A 16680-nucleotide genomic window follows, 5' to 3' on the forward strand; every position below is an offset into this window, starting at 1 on the left:
GGGCGGGGGTCGCCGCGGGCGGAGGATGGCGGCATGAGCGTTCCCGCCTCCCTCCTGGTGCCGATCAAGCCGCTGCGGCTGGCGAAGACCCGGCTGCGCGGCGACCGGCCCGCCGACGCGCACGCCGCGCTGGTGAGCGCGGTCGCGCACGACACGGTCGAGGCGGCCCGGCGCACCGCGGGCGTTCGCGAAGTGCTGGTGGTGACCTCCGACTCGGAGCTGACGGACTCGTTCGCGGCGGCGGGCGTGGAAGTCGTCGCCGACGACCCGGACGCCGGGCTCAACCCCGCGCTGGAGCACGGCGAGCGCGTGCTGCGCGGCCGCGGCGCGGACCGGATCGGGGCGCTGCAGGCGGATCTGCCCGCGCTGCGGCCGGAAGACCTGGCGCGGGCGTTGCACGCGGCCGGTCCGGAGCGGGCGTTCACACCGGACCGGCAGCGGACCGGTACGACGCTGCTGCTGGCAGCCGCCGGGGCCGCGCTGGCACCCCGGTTCGGCAACGGCTCCGCGTTGGCGCACGAGGCTTCCGGTGCGCGCCGGCTGGCGGGACGCTGGGAGTCGTTGCGCTGCGATGTGGACACCGCAGCCGATCTGCGCCGGGCGGCCCGGATCGGCCTCGGCGCGCGAACCGCGGCATGGCTCGCGCGAGCCTCGCAGGAGCACGCGGATCCGGGTGGTGTTCCGGGTGACAGTGCTCGAACGGACGGCGCTTGATGAGTGACAATGGTGGCGTGAGCACGGACAGCAGCGAGCCCGCCAAACCGCGGCGCAACGGCGACACCCCGCCGGACGGTGCCGGCGCCCGGGTTCCCGAAGCGCCCCCGGCAGTGACCCGCGCCGCGGCCAGCACGGACCTGCCCGACGACCGCTACCTGAACCGCGAACTGTCCTGGCTGGACTTCAACGCGCGAGTGCTCGCCGTGGCCGAGGACCACTCGCAGCCGGTGCTGGAGCGCGCCAAGTTCCTGGCGATCTTCGCGTCCAACCTGGACGAGTTCTACATGGTCCGGGTCGCGGGGCTGAAGCGCCGCGAGGAGACCGGGCTGTCGGTGCGCAGCGCCGACGGGCTCACCCCGCACGAGCAGCTGGCCCGCATCGCGGCCCGCAACCAGGACCTGACCGAGAAGCTGGGCCGGGTGTTCACCGACGAGCTGCTGCCGGAGCTGGAGGCGTCCGGCATCAGCATCATGAGCTGGGCGCGGCTCGACGAGGGCCACCAGCGCACGCTGGGCCGCTACTTCGAGGACCACATCTTCCCGGTGCTGACCCCGCTGGCGGTCGACCCGGCGCACCCGTTCCCGTACATCTCCGGGCTGTCGCTGAACCTCGCGGTGATGGTCACCGACCCGGAGGAGGGCCTGCGCCGCTTCGCCCGGGTGAAGGTGCCGGACAACGTGCCGCGGCTGATCCGGGTGGAAGCCGACCGGGAGGACGAGCAGGCGACGTTCCTGCCGCTGGAAGAGCTCATCGCCGCGCACCTGGACAAGCTGTTCCCCGGCATGGAGGTCAGCGAGCACCACATCTTCCGGGTCACCCGCAACGCTGATCTGGAGGTCGAGGAGGACCGCGACGAGGACCTGCTGCAGGCCATGGAGCGGGAACTCGCGCGGCGCCGGTTCGGCCCGCCGGTGCGGCTGGAGATCGCCGACACCATGAGCGAGACCATGCTGGAGCTGCTGCTGCGGGAGCTGGAGGTCGACGAGCACGACGTGGTCGAGGTGCGCGGCCTGCTCGACCTGTCCTGCCTGTTCCAGCTGGAGAAGCTGCAACGCCCGGATCTGAAGAACGCGCCGGTGGTGCCCGCCACGCACCCCGCCTTCGCCGAGGGCCAGACGCCGCGGAGCATCTTCGCGACGCTGCGCGACGGCGACGTGCTGCTGCACCACCCCTACGACGCGTTCTCCACGTCGGTGCAGCGGTTCATCGAGCAGTCCGCCGCGGATCCGCACGTGCTGGCGATCAAGCAGACGCTCTACCGCACCTCCGGCGACTCGCCGATCGTGAACGCGCTGATCGACGCGGCCGAGGCGGGCAAGCAGGTGGTCGCGCTGGTGGAGCTCAAGGCCCGCTTCGACGAGCAGGCCAACATCCAGTGGGCGCGCACCCTGGAACGTTCCGGGGTGCACGTGGTCTACGGCCTGGTCGGGCTGAAAACGCACTGCAAGACCGCGCTGGTGGTGCGGCAGGAAGGTTCGACGATCCGCCGCTACTGCCACCTGGGCACCGGCAACTACAACCCGAAGACCGCGCGCACCTACGAGGACCTGGGGCTGCTGACCGCGGAGCCGGCGGTCGGCGCGGACCTGACGGACCTGTTCAACGTGCTCACCGGCTACGCCCGGCACGGCACCTACCGCCGCGTCCTGGTGTCCCCGCAGGGCATCCGCTCCGGGATCGTGGAACGCATCGAGGCCGAGGCCGAACGCGCCCGCGCCGGATTGCCCTGCGGCATCCGGATGAAGGTCAATTCGCTGGTCGACGAGCAGATCATCGACACGCTCTACCGCGCTTCGCTGGCGGGCGTGCCGATCCGGATCGTGGTGCGCGGCATCTGCGCGCTGCAGGCAGGGGTTCCCGGCCTGAGCGAGAACATCGAGGTCCGCTCCATCCTGGGCCGTTTCCTGGAGCATTCCCGGGTGTTCCACTTCGCGGGCATCGACGAGCGCTGGATCGGCAGCGCGGACATGATGCACCGCAACCTGGACCGCCGGATCGAGGCGCAGGTGCGCGTGGTGGACCCGAAGCTGACCGAGCAGCTCGACGAGCTGCTGGATTCGGCGCTGCACCCGCAGACGCGCTGCTGGGTGCTCAATTCCAAGGGGGACTGGGAGGCTTCGCCGCGCAGCGGGGCGCAGGTCCGCGACCACCAGACCGAGATGTTGCGCAGGCACGGGGCACAGGTTTCATGACGACGCAGGAAGAACCGGAGCACGCGACCAGCGCGAGCGATTCGGTGACGGTCCGCGCCGCCGGTGCGGTGCTGTGGCGCCCGGACGACGACGGGACTCCGCGGATCGCGCTGGTGCACCGCCCGCGCTACGACGACTGGACGCTGCCGAAGGGCAAGCTGGATCCCGGCGAGACCCCCGCGCACGCGGCCGCGCGGGAAGTGCTGGAGGAAACCGGGTTCGGTTGCGTGCTCTCCGGCGAACTCGCGCAGATCCGCTATTCGGTACCCGCTCCGGGCGGGTACACCGGCAAGCGGGTGGACTACTTCGCCGCCCGCGCCGGGCAGGGCCTGTTCGCGGTGAACGAGGAAGTCGACGAGCTGCGCTGGCTGAGCACCGCGGCCGCACGGGAACTGCTGACCTACCCGCACGACGGGCACGTGCTGGACGCCTTCGACGCGCTGCCGCTGGAATCCCGGACGCTGCTGCTGGTCCGGCACGCCAAAGCGGGCAAGCGTTCGGAATTCACCGGCGACGACACGCAGCGCCCGCTGTCCGCGGCCGGGCTGCGCCAGCGGGACGCCTTGCACACCTTGCTGCCGCTGTTCGGCCCGCAGCGGGTCTACTCGGCGCCGCGGGTGCGCTGCACGCAGACGGTGCAGCCGGTGGCCGACGACCTCGGCATCGCCGTCGCCGACGAGCCGCTGCTGACCGAAGAGCAGTACCAGGCCGATCCCGCCGCGGCGGTGCGCAGGCTGCTGCGCATCGCGGGCGGTTCCGGCACTTCGGTGGTGTGCAGCCAGGGCGGTGTCATCCCGGATCTGGTCGGGCGGTTGACCGAATCCGCGGGCCTGCGCCCGGACGAGGTGCTCAGCAGCAAAGGCAGCGTGTGGACGTTGCGGTTCTGCCCGGATGCGAATTCCGGCAACGGTTCCGGGCCGCTGCTGCGGCTGGTGGCCGCGGATTACCTCCCCGACCCGAGGGGTTGAGCGGGGAAATGCTTTGCGCAGCGGTCCGGTAGCGGCGGCTCGGGCTTTTTCCGGTTTCCCGGCGGCTCTTCGGAGCAGGCCGCGGCGCATCGCGTCGCCGATGCCGCGCGAACCCGGTGGAAAACGGCGATGATCCCGGCGCGATCGGATCGCGCCGGGATCATCGGATGAACATCGCGGAGCGCGTGGACCGGATTCGGCGGCACCGTTTCCGCTGCCGCTGACCGGTTCCGCCTCCGCAGCCGCGCGCGGCTGCGAGTGGTGCCGTGCGGTGCACGCGAAGGATTTCCGTGCGGTGCACGCGAAAGACTCCCGTGCGGTGCACGCGGATCACTCCCGTGCGGTGCAGGCGGATGACGCCGTGCAGTGCACGTGACCACTCTGGCCCACCTGGGAAGTTCGGCTCGCTCAGGTGGCGAGCGTTCACTTCTTGGTGGTCTTGCGCGCCGTGCTCGTCTTGGCGGTGGAGGTCTTCGCGGCCGAGGTCTTCGCTGCCGAAGCGGTCGATTTGGTGGACTTCGTCGCGGATTTGGTGCCGGTGGACTTGCTGCCGGTGCTCGCCTTCGCAGTGCTCGCCTTGGCAGTGCTCGCCTTGCCGGTGGTGCTCTTCGGCGCCGCCTTGCTCGTGGTCGCCTTGCTCGTGGTCGCCTTGCTCGTGGTCGCCTTGCTCGTGGTCGCAGCCTTGCCGGTCGTCGCGGCCTTGCTCGCCGTCGACTTGCCGGTGGTCGCCGCCTTGCTCGTGGTCGCCTTGGTCGTGGCACCGGTCTTGGCGCTGGACCGGGTGGTGGCGGCCTTCTTCGGCGCCGCCTTGGTGGTGGTCGCCGACTTGGCGGCGGTGCTGCGCGAGCCCGCGGTCTTGGTCGCGGTGGCCTTGCCGGCGGTGCCGGTGGACTTGGCCGCGGTGCCGGTGGACTTGGCCGCGGTGCCGGTGGACTTGGCCGTGCTGCGGCCGGTGCCCGCGGTCTTGGTGGCGGTGCTGCGGGTTCCGGCGGACTTCGTCGCGGTGGCGCGGGGCAGTTTGCGGCTGCCGCCGACGACTTCCTTGAACTGGGTGCCTGCGCGGAACGCCGGAACGTTGGTCTTCTTGACCTTCACGGCCTCACCGGTGCGCGGGTTGCGCGCGGTGCGCGCGGCGCGGGCGCGCTTCTCGAAGACGCCGAATCCGGTGATGTTGACCTTCTCGCCCTTGTTGACGTTGCGGACGATGAGGTCCACGACGCCTTCCACCGCCTGGCTGGCGGTCTTCTTGTCGCCGAGGCGTTCGGCCAGTGCCTCGATGAGTTGGGCCTTGTTCACTTCAGTCCCTCCCAGGACAACAACGGCCCCGTCGGGCCGACTCAAAGCCCACGGTAAAGCCCAGAACAGCCGAATGCCATTCGCCACGCCTCATTTTTTCGTTGGGGCGTGGGACTTTCGGCTGTCCTGGGCGTTGCTCGCCGCGCTTCGCGACGCCGTCCCGGCGACCGCCGGGCAACATTGTTTTTCCCGCACAGCAGGGAGAAATGCGTTCTCCGGCGGGTTCCCGATCAGCCTTCGCGAGCGGGCAGTGTGGCCGGTTTGAACGCCGGGCGGTGCTGCTCGTACGTGTCGATCGTCTCGGCGTGGCGCATCGTCAGGCCGATGTCGTCGAGACCTTCCAGCAGCCGCCAGCGGGTGTAGTCGTCGAGCGAGAACCCGACGGTGAGGTCTTTCGCCTGCACCGTGCGCTCTTGCAGGTCCACGGTGACTTCGGTGCCCGGCTCGTTCTCCAGCAGCTTCCACAGCAGTTCCACATCGGACTGCTCGCATTCGGCGGCCAGCAGGCCCTGTTTGCCCGCGTTGCCGCGGAAGATGTCCGCGAACCGGGAAGAGATGACCACCCGGAAGCCGTAGTCCTTCAACGCCCACACCGCGTGCTCGCGGGACGATCCGGTGCCGAAGTCGGGGCCTGCGACCAGAACGCTGCCGTTGCGGAACGCCTCGTTGTTGAGCACGAAGGTCTCGTCGCCGCGCCATGCGGCGAACAGCGCGTCCTCGAACCCGGTGCGCGCGACCCGCTTGAGGTACACGGCGGGGATGATCTGGTCGGTGTCCACGTTGGACCGGCGCAGCGGGACGCCGACACCGGTGTGCGTGGTGAACGGTTCCATCGTTGGTTCCTCCTGTTGCGCGGGCGGTCAGTCGAGGTCTTCCGGGGAGGACAGCGTGCCGCGCACCGCGGTCGCCGCGGCGACCAGCGGCGAGACCAAGTGGGTGCGGCCGCCTTTGCCCTGCCTGCCCTCGAAGTTGCGGTTGGACGTGGAGGCACTGCGCTCGCCGGGGGTCAGCTGGTCGGGGTTCATGCCGAGGCACATCGAGCAGCCCGCCGAGCGCCATTCCGCCCCCGCGGCGGTGAAGACCTCGTTGAGCCCTTCGGATTCGGCCTGCTGCCGGACCTTCATCGAGCCGGGCACCACCATCATCCGCACGTCCGAGGACACCTTGCGCCCGTCCAGGATGGCCGCTGCGGCCCGCAAGTCCTCGATGCGGCCGTTGGTGCAGGAACCGAGGAAGACGGTGTCCACGACGACCTCACGCAGCGGAGTGCCGCCCTGCAGGCCCATGTAGGCCAACGCCTTTTCGACCGCGTAGCGCTCGGAATCCTCGGCGATGGCCTCGGGATCCGGAATCCGCTCGCCCAGCGGCAGCCCTTGGCCCGGGTTGGTGCCCCACGTGACGAACGGCGTGAGTTCGTCGGCGTCCAGGGTGACTTCCGCGTCGAACTCGGCATCTTCGTCGGTGCGCAGCGTCTTCCAGTACGCCACGGCCGCGTCCCAGTCGGCGCCCTGCGGCGCGTGCGGACGGCCCCGCAGGTACTCGAAGGTCGTCTCGTCCGGCGCGATCATCCCGGCCCGCGCGCCCGCTTCGATGGACATGTTGCAGATCGTCATGCGGGCTTCCATGGACAGCTGGCGGATGGCTTCGCCGCGGTACTCCAGGACGTAGCCCTGCCCGCCGCCGGTGCCGATCTTGGCGATGACCGCGAGGATGATGTCCTTGCTCGTGACACCGGGCCGCAGCGTGCCTTCGACGTTGATGGCCATGGTCTTGAACGGGCGCAGCGGCAGCGTCTGGGTGGCCAGCACGTGCTCCACCTCGGAGGTGCCGATGCCGAACGCCAGCGCGCCGAACGCGCCGTGCGTGGAGGTGTGGCTGTCGCCGCACACCACCGTCGTGCCGGGCTGGGTGAGCCCGAGCTGCGGCCCCACCACGTGCACGATGCCCTGCTCGGCGTCGCCCATGGGGTGCAGGCGGACACCGAATTCCTCGCAGTTGCGCCGCAAAGTGTCCACCTGCGTGCGCGAGACCGGATCGGCGATCGGCAGCTCGGTGCCGGTGGTGGGCACGTTGTGGTCTTCGGTCGCGATCGTCAGGTCGGGTCGCCGGACCGGCCGGTCCGCCAGCCGCAGCCCCTCGAACGCCTGGGGGCTGGTGACTTCGTGCACGAGGTGGAGGTCGATGTAGAGCAGGTCGGGCTCGTAGCCCTCGCCTCGGCGCACGATGTGGCCGTCCCAGACCTTCTCCGCGAGCGTGTTGCCCATCGCTCCTCCCGATCGAAAGGTGGTGGTCGCACCGCTGCCCGGCGGGCAAGCAGACCCTGCGCAGCGGCACTGTCCCAAGAAGTGGACTTCTCAGATGACGAGAAGTTAGTATCGGTACGTGGGACAGCATAGCGGCATCGGAGTGTTGGACAAGGCAGTGGCCGTGTTGCAGGCCGTGGCCGAAGAACCTTGCGGCCTCACGGAGTTGTGCAGCCGCACGGGTCTGCCGCGGGCGACCGCGCACCGGTTGGCGGTCGGCCTGGAGGTGCACCGGATGCTGCGCCGCGGCTCGGACGGCCGGTGGCGCCCGGGTGCGTCGCTGGCGGAATTGGCCGGTGGCGCGGTGGATCCGCTGCTGGAGGCGTCGTCCACGGTGCTGCCCAAACTGCGGGAAGTCACCGGGGAAAGCGTCCAGCTCTACCGCAGGGACGGTTTGCAGCGGCTGTGCATCGCTTCCGCGGAACCGCCGAGCGGGTTGCGGGACACGGTCCCGGTCGGCTCGACGGTGTCGATGATGGCGGGCTCGGGCGCGAAAGTCCTTGCGGCGTGGGCGGATCCGGCCACCCAACGAGCGGTGCTGGCCGAGGCCGTCTTCGGCGAGCGCACGCTGCTGGAGGTCCGCCGCCGCGGCTGGGCGCAAAGCGTCGCCGAACGCGAGTCGGGTGTGGCCAGCGTCTCGGCCCCGGTCCGCGATTCGCAGGGCACGGTGGTGGCGGCCATCAGCGTTTCCGGCCCGATCGACCGCATGGGCCGCCGACCGGGCGCCCGCTGGGCCGCCGACCTGTTGGCGGCCGCGGATGCCTTGCAGAACCGCATCTGATCCTTCGGGGCCCATCCGTCTTCGGGGCCGTCGGCTTTCGGGGCTCATCGACTCTCGGGGCCCGTCGACCTTCGCGGCGCTGGCGGATTTCCGGGCGCCGTCGGCCTTCCGCGCAACGGGAGATGTCGCTCGGTCCTTCCCGCCGCTGCCGACGAAGTGAGCGGCGAACCGCTGACCCGGCGCAGCGACGCCGTGCGGACGGCACATCGGACCGGACGGACCGCTCTGGGCCGAGCGGCCGGATGGTTCAGGCGTGCCGGCGCACGAGCGCGTACTCGAAGGGCAAGTGCAGGAAGGTTCCGTCGGGCAACGGGACGCGGGAGGACAGCGCCAGTTCCCCGGCCTCCATCACCAGCCACCCGTGCCGCCGGTACAGCCCGGTGAGCCCTTGAGCGGGGAGCTCGGCGGGCCACAGGCCCGTCGTCGCCGCCTCCCGGATCGCTTCGGGCCACTCGCCGAAGCACTCCGCCAACTCGGCGAGGGACTCGGTGAAGCGTTCGGAGAGCTCGACGTCGAAGACCCGCCCGCGCTGCCCGGTCAGCACGGCGAGGCCGGCCAACGCGTTCGGCCACTGCTCCGCTGCCATCGCGTGCAGCACGCCGCGCAGGTGCACGTTCGCGTCGCCGATGCGCTCGTGCAGCGCCCGGACCGCGGCCAAGTCGGTGCTGTCGAGCTGTTCGTAGCGGACCCCGGTGTGCCCGTTCCCCGTGCGCCCGATCCTGGTGCGCCCGATCCAGGTGTTCCCGTTCCCGGTGTGCGCCTTCTCCAGCGCCGCGGCGGCGACGTCGGTGCCGAGCACGGTCTCGAAGTGCTCGGCGAAGTGCTCGGTCAACCCGCCGTTCCCGCAACCGGCGTCGACCAGCGGCAGCCGGGAGTCGAACCCCGCGAGCAGCATCGGCAGGTAGGGGGCCATGTCCTCGGCGGTGCCGAAGTGCCACGGCACCGGCAGGTCCGGGCTGGTCCCGGCCAGCTGCCAATAGGACTCCCAAGCGCCGGGTTCATTCGTTCCGGTGGATTCGGCCATCGCCTCGCCCCTTCTTCGGCCCTGCCGCACGACCGGCAGGTGTGGCTGCATTGCACAGCCCGGGCACCGGCTCGCGGGTCGCACATATCTGGCGAGCACCAAAGTAGTCCGCGATTTCGCCTGGTGGTCGCGGTTGCCCGCGATACCGCTCGATGGTGGCGCGAGAAAACCAGCCCTGCCGAAATTTTGATCGCGACATGAAAAATCCAGCCGAAATGTTCCGGACGCCGCGCCTATTGCGAACCCGAACCCCCAGGAGGAAGATCGCGCCGAAACCGGCGTGCGGCACGGAGGCCGGTTCGGACGAGGAGGTCATCGTGGCAGAACAGTCCGGCGCGCCCGAATTCGTCAAGGAGAACGTCGATTTCGAAGCCTGCTACCAGGGTCAGCGCTTTCTGGCGGGAACCGATCTGACCTTCCCGGTGGCCCCCTGGGACATCGGCGAACCGCAGCCCGCCCTGGTGGAGCTGGCCGACCGGACCGCGTTCTCCGGCGATGTCCTCGACGCCGGCTGCGGGCTCGGCGAGAACGCGATCTTCCTGGCCGGTCGTGGCTACCGGGTGACCGCGTTCGACTGCTCGCCGACAGCTCTGGACCGCGCCCGCGCGCGGGCCCGCGAATGCGCCGCCCAGGTCGAGTTCGTGCAGGCGGACGCCACTCGGCTCGGCGAGCTCAGCGGGCGCCGCTTCGGCACCGTCGTGGACAGCGCGCTGTACCACTGCCTCGGTGCGCAGCAGCAGCACCGATACGCCGCCGCCTTGCACGAGGTCACCGAACCGGGCGCGCGACTGCACCTGCTGTGCTGGGCGGTGGCGGGCGAGGACGCGGCCGTGCGGCATCCGATGGGCGTCGGCGAGCAGAGCATCCGGGCCACCTTGGACGCTCGCTGGGAAGTTCTGGAAGTGCGCACCGCGCAGATTTCCACCGCGCTGATCCGGGACGCGCTCACCGAGGCGGACATCGCCCTGTTCGCGCGGAAAGGGGTCGGCATCGACCCGGGCAGGGCGGCGGTCGACGACCGGGGAAGGATTTCCGCGCCTGCCTGGTTCGTGAGCGCGGTGCGCCGCTGAGGACGCGGCGCTTTTGCGCTTTCCCCGCGATTTGAAAAACCCCGGCGAAATGTTTCCGCTACCGATCGCCCTTCCGGGTGATCATGGATGTGGCGAACCGGCGAACTGCGACATAATCCGTTTTGTGCGAACAGCTGGGGGAAGATCTCACGTGGCGGCGGAACCGCCCGCCGTGGCGATTCTCGGCGCCGGGATCGCGGGACTGGTGGCGGCGCACGAATTGGAAAGGCTGGGGCATTCGGTCATCGTGCTGGAGGGCAGCGGCCGCATCGGCGGACGCGTGTTCACCCACCGGTTCGGCTCCGCCGACAACGCCCCTTACGCGGATTTGGGCGCGATGCGCATTCCGACCGGTCACGCGCTGACCATGCGCTACGTGGACGAACTCGGCCTCACGCCCGCGCTGCGCCCGTTCCGCACGATCCTGAGCGACCCGAACAACTACCTGGCGACCGGCCGCGGCTTCGTCCGGGTGCGGGACGCGGCCGGGCCGGTGGTCGAGGACCTGCGGTGCGCGGTCCCGGTGGATTCCTTCCGGCGGGACACCGTGCTGTTCTGCGCCTGGCTGGCCGCGCTCGCCCGGGCGGTGGGCCCGCGTGCGCTGCGCACGGGCCTGGCCGCGGAGATCACCCCGATGCTGCGCGCAGCCGACCGCGTCGACCTGTCGTCGTACGTGCACGGGCCGGCCGACCGGTTCGACCTGGTCGGCGCCTTCGACACCCATCCGCAACTGCGCGAGGCGTGCGGCGTCCGGCTGGCCGGGTTCATCGACGACCTGCTGCTGGAGACCGGAACCCGGCTGCGGTACCTGGCGGGCGGGATGGGCCGGATCACCGACCGGCTGGCCGCCCGGCTCCGCGGCCCGGTCCTGCTGGACCGGGAGGTCGTGAGCTTGCACGTCCGCGGCGACCAGGTGCTCGTCGGGCTGCGGCACCGGGGCGTCGACGTGCTCTCGAGATATCCGGTCGCGGTGTGCACGCTGCCGTTCTCGGTGCTGCGCGAGCTGCAGCTGGCGGGCTTGGACGACGACAAGCGGGAGGTGATCCGCAGCGTCGAGTACGCGGCGGCCACGAAGATCGCACTGCACTGCCGGGAGCCCTTCTGGAAACGCGCCGCGGTCTCGGGCGGCGCGTCCGCGACCGGCGGGCGGCTGCGCCAGACGTACTACCTGCCGCAGGACGGCGACCCGGCGTTGGGCGCCGTGCTGCTGGGCTCCTACGCGATCGCCGAGGACGCCGCCCCGCTCGGCCGGTTGCCCGCCGACCGCAGGCACGCCGCTTCGCTGGAGGAGCTGGCCGGGCTGCACCCGGAGCTCAAGGCGCCGGGCGCCGTGCTCGGCGCCGCGAGCATCTCCTGGGGCGACCACCGCTGGAGCAAGGGCTGCGCCGCGCACCGCTGGCGGTGGGGCAAGGACGCGGCCGCGGCCAGGGCCGAGGGAATGCGCGCGGCCCGCCCGCAGGGAGGGCTGTTCTTCGCCGGTGAGCACTGCTCGTCCACTCCGGCGTGGATCAACGGGGCCATCGAGTCGGCGCTGGCCGTCACCGGCGCCGTGGACGCGGCGTTGCGGACCGGTGCGGCCGACCGCGCGCAACGATCGTGAGCGCCCGCGCGGCGCAGCGGTGAACAGGGGGAAACAGTGAGCATCTTCGACCTGCCCCGGCTGCACTTCGCCGGTACGGCGATCACCCGGCTGCCCACCGGCCCGCGCAGCGGGCGCTACGACCTGGCCGCGAACGAGGCGCTGACCGCGGACGGCACGCCGTTCCCGCGGGACCGGCCTGCCGCGGAGTACCACGAGCACCTCGACGGGCTCGGCGAGCGCTTCGAACCCGACGGCCGGCTCCGGCCGGACGGGCGGTTCGGCACCGCCAAGGGCTGGAACTTCGGCGGCAACGGGCACTTCTGGCTGGACGCCCGCATCACCGGGTGGGAGCGCGTGCCGGGCGCGGCCGGTGCGCAGGATCCGGTGCTCGGGCGGGCGGTGGACCTGTGGGGGCACTTCAACGAGCACCTGGCGACCACGCACAACCGGGCTCGCGTCTTCGACGTCGACCCGGCGTCCGACTGGACCACCACCGTGCTGGCGGGTCAGTTCTGCTTCGGCCGCCAGGGTCGCTCGCACGACACCGGGTACATGGCGGTCGGCGCGGTCGACGGCCCGCAGCCACCTCGCTGGCAGAACTCGCAGCACGTGCACGGAGTCGGCGAGCACCCGCTGGAATCCTGGTTCCGGCGCTCTGTCGTGCATCAGTTCGCCGTGGACGCCGACGGCCTGGAGTGGTTACCCGAGGCGGAGATTTCCGAGGCGGTACGGCTGCTGCGCGCCGCGGCGGGCCCAGGCGGTCTGGTCGTCCGCTACGCGCTGAGCAACATGGCCGCACCGCGAGACAACGACACCCCGAACGTCTGGCAGGTGCGCGGCACCATCGCTGCCCGCGACCCCGCGGAAGAGCGCACTTGTCCGGCGGGGCGGTTGCTCACCGCGCGCGAACCCCGCCGGCGCGGTGAACCGGCTCCGCTGCACAACGCCGCGGTGCAGGTGACCGGCGAGCACACGACCTTCGACCTGATCACCGCGGTGCCCGCGCTGGGACGGAGCCCGGAGCCCGGTCCGGACGGGGTGCACCGGCTCGGGCCGCGGCTGGACCTGGGAGATCTGCAGCTGCGCACGCTCGGCTCCGGGCAGCTGGTCGCGCGGTTGCCCAGTAGCGCCTACCGCGCGGACACCGCGCGGACCGGCGGGCTGGTCACCGTTGCGACCGAGCCGGGATGCGCCGCAGCCGAGGACGAGCCGCTGGTGCTCGTCCGCGAGGGGCAGGAGTCCGCGGTGCTGCTCGCCGAGGAGGAGTCGGTCGTGCGGATCGACGACTCCTGCCTGTTCCTCGACCCCGCCGAGGGAGACAGCACCGAGGGAGACAGCACCGAGCGGGACGGCAGTGCGGGGGACGGCACCGCGCGGGTACCGGTCCGCACGTACCACCTGGGACGCCCCGCTCCGCTGAACGGCCTGCGGGTGGTGCAGTTCTTCAACCCGCGCGCACTGCCGCGGGACCCGCGGGCCCAGGCCGCGGACGCCCGGTGCGGTGCGGTGCAGATCGTGCAGGTCCGGCCGGACGAAGGCGCCGCGGATTGGGCCGAATCCTGCACCTTGGACACCGACGAACAGGGCCGAGCCGTGTTGGCGGTGCGCTGCGCCACCGCCGGCGCCACCCGGCTGCTGCTGCTCCCGGAAGGCCAACACCCGCCGTGCGACCCGGACGAGCCCGGCTCAGCGGCCCGCGCGTACGACAACGACGACCGCACGGGCTACTGGCCCGCCGTCGGCTGCGCGGACGTGCGCGTGCTGCCGGACACCCGGCACCTGGACGAGATCCCGCGCGCGGAAGTCACCCACGACCTGCTCTACCGGGAGGTCTTCGCGCCCTACGAGCTGCTGTACTCGTTCATGGCCGACGAGGTCTTCAGCCTGGCCGAGCAGAGCAAGGTGGGCACTTACGCGCGGCTGATCTGGCTGATGTCCGACCCGCGCCACCGGGACAAGACGTTCTACATGCCGCCGACCCGCGACCTGACCCGGCCGCAGGGCCGCTTGCTGCTGGCCCACCTGCGCAGGCAGCAGGCGCCCGCTCCGCCGGAGCTCGTGGCCCGGCGAGATCGACCCGGCGCCATCACCACCCGCGGTCAGCTGCGCGACGCGCTGCGCGAGGCCGCGAGCGTCGAACTCGCCGGGATGCTGCAGTACCTGTACGCCGCCTGGTCGATCCCGACGCACGAGGCCGGGCAGCAGCTGGTGCGGCGCGGCGAGTGGACCGCCGAGCAGCTGCGGCTGGCCTGCGGCGACGGCACCGAGACGCTGCGCAACGGGATGCGCGGCGAGCTGCTGAGCGTGGCGCGGGAAGAGATGGTGCACTTCCTGGTGATCAACAACATCATCACGGCGATGGGGTTGCCGTTCCACTTGCCGGACATCGACTTCGGCCGCGTCAACCACCGTCTGCAGGTGCCGCTCGACCTGGCCTTGGAAGGGTTCGGGCTCGGGAGCGTGCAGCGGTTCATCGCGTTGGAGCAGCCGCACTCGTTGACCAGGGAGATCGCAGGCGACGTCGCGCCGGACGCGGCCGGGAAGGCGTACCCGTACCAGTCGCTCAGCGACCTCTACGCCGCCATCCGGGAGGGCATCGGCGCGGTGCCGGACCTCTTCCTGGTGCAGCGGGGGCGGGGCGGCGGCGAGCACCACCTGTTCATGCGCAGGTCGCTCAACGACGTCCACCCCGACTACCAGCTGGAGGTGGACGACGTCCCCAGCGCGCTGTTCGCCATCGACTTCGTCACCGAGCACGGCGAGGGCAACGTCCTGCCCGGGCCCGCGGACGAGGACTCGCACTACGACACCTTCCTGCGGATGTCCGACCTGCTGATGGCGCACCGCGTCGAGGCGCCCGGCCAGCGGTGCCCACCGTGGACACCCGCGTACCCGGTGCTGCGCAATCCGACGTTGCACGCGGGCGACGGCGCCAGGGAACCGGTCACCGCGCCGGAGGCGCGCTCGGCCATGGTGCTGTTCAACCGCTCGTACTTCCTGATGCACCAGCTGATGCTGCAGCACTTCCACGGCGCGGCCGACGCCAGCCTGCGGCGCTCCCGGCTGATGAACGCGGCTATCGACGTGATGACGGGGATGCTGCGGCCCATCGCCGAGCACCTGGTGACGCTGCCGTCCGGACGGCCCGGCCGCACCGCCGGGCCGTCCTTCGAGCTGGAGGAGGAGCCGGGTTTCCTCGCCCGTCCCGATGTCGCGCTGCGCTCGCTCGGCGGCCGCTTCGACCACCTCGCTCGCCAGGCTGCGGAACAACCCGGGCTGCCCGCGCGGGTCGCAGAGCTGATGCGCTCCTACGCCGCGGAGTTCCGCGGGTCGGCACCGTGACCGCGATGGTCTCGCGGAATTCCCGGTGCGCATTCGCGGTCGGGTTGCCGAGCGGATCGATGCCGCCGCGTTCAGATCGACGAAGCCTCGTTCAATTCGGGTCCGGGGCCTGCCAGACGGCGGCGGCCATTGCGACGGCCACCCCGTCGAAGAATTGCGCACCCGGCAACCACCCGGAATAGGCGTCCCGGAATTCCTGCGAACTCGGCAGCGTGTTGAGCTCGCCCAGCTTGTGCCAGCTGGGGTGCAGGAAGAGGTTCAACGCGTCCGTGGCCGCCCCGGCATCGGCGGTGGCCCGGTACACGGCTTCGGCGTTCTGGAACGCGACCGGGATGTGCCAGTCCGCGTCCCGGCCCTTCCGGGCGTGCAGGTCGGTCCGCTGCGGTTCCAGCACGACCAGCCGCCCGCCCGGGGCGACCAGCGAGCGCAGGTGCGGCAAGATCTGTTCGTAGGGACGCATGTGGAACACGGCGCTGAAGGCGAAAACGACGTCGAACACGCCATCCGCCGCGGGCTCGACGTCGTAGGCGCTGCGCGCCTCGTAGCGGATGTTCGCGGCCGGCCGGGTCCGCCGCGCGATGTGGATCAGCGCTTCGGACAGGTCGACGCCGAGCACCTGCGCGTAGCGTTCCGCGAGCAGCGGGCAGTGCCTGCCGGTACCGCACCCGACGTCGAGCGCTCGGTCACCGCCGGGCAGTTGGGCGTCCAGCCAGGTGCGGAAGGGGCCTTCCGCGTCGATCATCCGGGTGGCCATCCGGTCGAAGTGTTCGGCCACGTCGTCGAAAAGCGCGCCGACTTCCGCGGACCGCGCAGCAATGGACTCTTTTCCCGATGATTCCATGTCCTGGCACGATACCTGCAGCCGCCATTCCCGTTCGGGTGAAATGATGCGCAGGATTTGCACACATTCCGACAATTTTCGGCATCGCGGTATGCGAGCCGATCAGACACTCCGGCGGATGGAGTTCGCCGACCGGAATCGACGACGTCCTGCCCTGGTCCAGCCCTCGGTAACGGCGTCCCGCAGGAGTCCGGGGTCGCCGTGCGGCGACCACTCCATCGACACGACGCTCGATCACGGACACGCCCGCTGATGACCGAGCATCCGTTTTCCAGCGCGAACGCCATCGCCGACCTGCGCAACGAACGCGGACACCGCGCCTCCGACGGAGGTGCTCAGTCCGTCAAGTCCGTCGTGCCCTGTCCAACCGCATCGACAGGTCGCCGACCACATCAGCGAGACCACCGACAGCGGCACACCCGACGAGCGCAAGGCTCGCACCGAAGCCCTAGCGCCCCGGACCGAGATCACCGACCCGAACCGGCTCGTCCCGGTCCCACTCCCCCAGCCCCGCGACAAAACGAGGCCGCCCCCACCTCACCAGCGGGAACGACCTCGGAAGGA

The 16680-nt window shown here is 71.0% G+C and carries 12 protein-coding genes; 7 read left to right on the plus strand and 5 right to left on the minus strand.

The annotated features are described in order from the left end of the window. The first annotated feature begins 33 nt into the window (after positions 1-33). From cofC to V1457_RS01685, 3 genes are read left to right on the plus strand one after another with little or no spacing between them, the layout of a single operon-like run. Complete coding sequence (gene cofC, locus V1457_RS01675) at positions 34-714, plus strand: 2-phospho-L-lactate guanylyltransferase (RefSeq protein ID WP_338599471.1); 681 nt, start codon at positions 34-36, stop codon at positions 712-714. A gap of 17 nt (positions 715-731) precedes the next feature. Beyond that, positions 732-2909, plus strand: a complete 2178-nt coding sequence (locus V1457_RS01680; protein ID WP_407074741.1) for an RNA degradosome polyphosphate kinase — start codon at positions 732-734, stop codon at positions 2907-2909. Next, entirely contained in the window at positions 2906-3877 is a 972-nt protein-coding gene (locus V1457_RS01685; protein WP_338599477.1) for an NUDIX hydrolase, read from the plus strand. The genes V1457_RS01680 and V1457_RS01685 overlap by 4 nt, the downstream gene beginning before the upstream one ends. Positions 3878-4300: 423 nt before the next feature. Here V1457_RS01685 and V1457_RS01690 read toward each other — a convergent pair whose 3' ends face one another. From V1457_RS01690 to leuC, 3 genes are all read right to left on the minus strand, one after another. After that, complete coding sequence (locus V1457_RS01690; RefSeq protein ID WP_338599480.1) at positions 4301-5173, minus strand: HU family DNA-binding protein; 873 nt, start codon at positions 5171-5173, stop codon at positions 4301-4303. A gap of 230 nt (positions 5174-5403) precedes the next feature. Further along, positions 5404-6006 carry a 3-isopropylmalate dehydratase small subunit gene (gene leuD / locus V1457_RS01695; RefSeq protein ID WP_200070229.1) on the minus strand — a complete coding sequence of 201 codons (603 nt, stop codon included), beginning with the start codon at positions 6004-6006 and terminating at the stop codon, positions 5404-5406. A 27-nt stretch (positions 6007-6033) separates the two neighbouring features. After that, positions 6034-7437 (minus strand): 3-isopropylmalate dehydratase large subunit, encoded by a 1404-nt coding sequence (gene leuC / locus V1457_RS01700; protein ID WP_338599483.1) that lies wholly within the window; start codon positions 7435-7437, stop codon positions 6034-6036. A gap of 118 nt (positions 7438-7555) precedes the next feature. Here leuC and V1457_RS01705 point away from each other — a divergent pair, with 118 nt between their 5' ends. Then, positions 7556-8257, plus strand: a complete 702-nt coding sequence (locus tag V1457_RS01705) for an IclR family transcriptional regulator (protein WP_200070231.1) — start codon at positions 7556-7558, stop codon at positions 8255-8257. A gap of 247 nt (positions 8258-8504) precedes the next feature. Here the strand turns inward: V1457_RS01705 and V1457_RS01710 are convergent, their stop codons facing one another. Further along, on the minus strand, positions 8505-9281 hold the full coding sequence (locus V1457_RS01710) for a class I SAM-dependent methyltransferase (protein WP_338599489.1): 777 nt from the start codon (positions 9279-9281) through the stop codon (positions 8505-8507). 317 nt (positions 9282-9598) lie between these two features. Here V1457_RS01710 and V1457_RS01715 point away from each other — a divergent pair, with 317 nt between their 5' ends. The 3 genes from V1457_RS01715 (at position 9599) to V1457_RS01725 (ending at position 15275) form a co-directional block, all read left to right on the plus strand. Next, the gene (locus V1457_RS01715; protein WP_200070233.1) at positions 9599-10351 is read left to right on the plus strand and encodes a class I SAM-dependent methyltransferase; all 753 of its coding nucleotides are present in this window, start codon (positions 9599-9601) and stop codon (positions 10349-10351) included. Positions 10352-10502: 151 nt separating this feature from the next. Beyond that, positions 10503-11951, plus strand: a complete 1449-nt coding sequence (locus V1457_RS01720) for an NAD(P)/FAD-dependent oxidoreductase (RefSeq protein ID WP_338599493.1) — start codon at positions 10503-10505, stop codon at positions 11949-11951. A 36-nt stretch (positions 11952-11987) separates the two neighbouring features. Continuing rightward, positions 11988-15275: a ferritin-like domain-containing protein gene (locus V1457_RS01725; protein WP_338599496.1), complete on the plus strand. Its 3288-nt coding sequence runs from the start codon at positions 11988-11990 to the stop codon at positions 15273-15275. A gap of 91 nt (positions 15276-15366) precedes the next feature. On the opposite strand, the gene V1457_RS01730 is transcribed toward V1457_RS01725, so the two are convergent. Then, positions 15367-16116, minus strand: coding sequence for a bifunctional 2-polyprenyl-6-hydroxyphenol methylase/3-demethylubiquinol 3-O-methyltransferase UbiG (locus tag V1457_RS01730; RefSeq protein WP_200070236.1), 750 nt, complete (start codon positions 16114-16116; stop codon positions 15367-15369). Between the last annotated feature and the right edge of the window lie 564 nt (positions 16117-16680).

Source organism: Saccharopolyspora sp. SCSIO 74807, from assembly GCF_037023755.1.
Lineage (GTDB): Bacteria > Actinomycetota > Actinomycetes > Mycobacteriales > Pseudonocardiaceae > Saccharopolyspora_C > Saccharopolyspora_C galaxeae.

Coding starts and splice junctions, on each gene's coding strand:
- cofC (WP_338599471.1), top strand. CDS start 34: ATGAGCGTTCCCGCCTCCCTCCTGGTGCCGATCAAGCCGCTGCGGCTG.
- V1457_RS01685 (WP_338599477.1), top strand. CDS start 2,906: ATGACGACGCAGGAAGAACCGGAGCACGCGACCAGCGCGAGCGATTCG.
- leuD (WP_200070229.1), bottom strand. CDS start 6,006: ATGGAACCGTTCACCACGCACACCGGTGTCGGCGTCCCGCTGCGCCGG.
- V1457_RS01730 (WP_200070236.1), bottom strand. CDS start 16,116: ATGGAATCATCGGGAAAAGAGTCCATTGCTGCGCGGTCCGCGGAAGTC.
- leuC (WP_338599483.1), bottom strand. CDS start 7,437: ATGGGCAACACGCTCGCGGAGAAGGTCTGGGACGGCCACATCGTGCGC.
- V1457_RS01710 (WP_338599489.1), bottom strand. CDS start 9,281: ATGGCCGAATCCACCGGAACGAATGAACCCGGCGCTTGGGAGTCCTAT.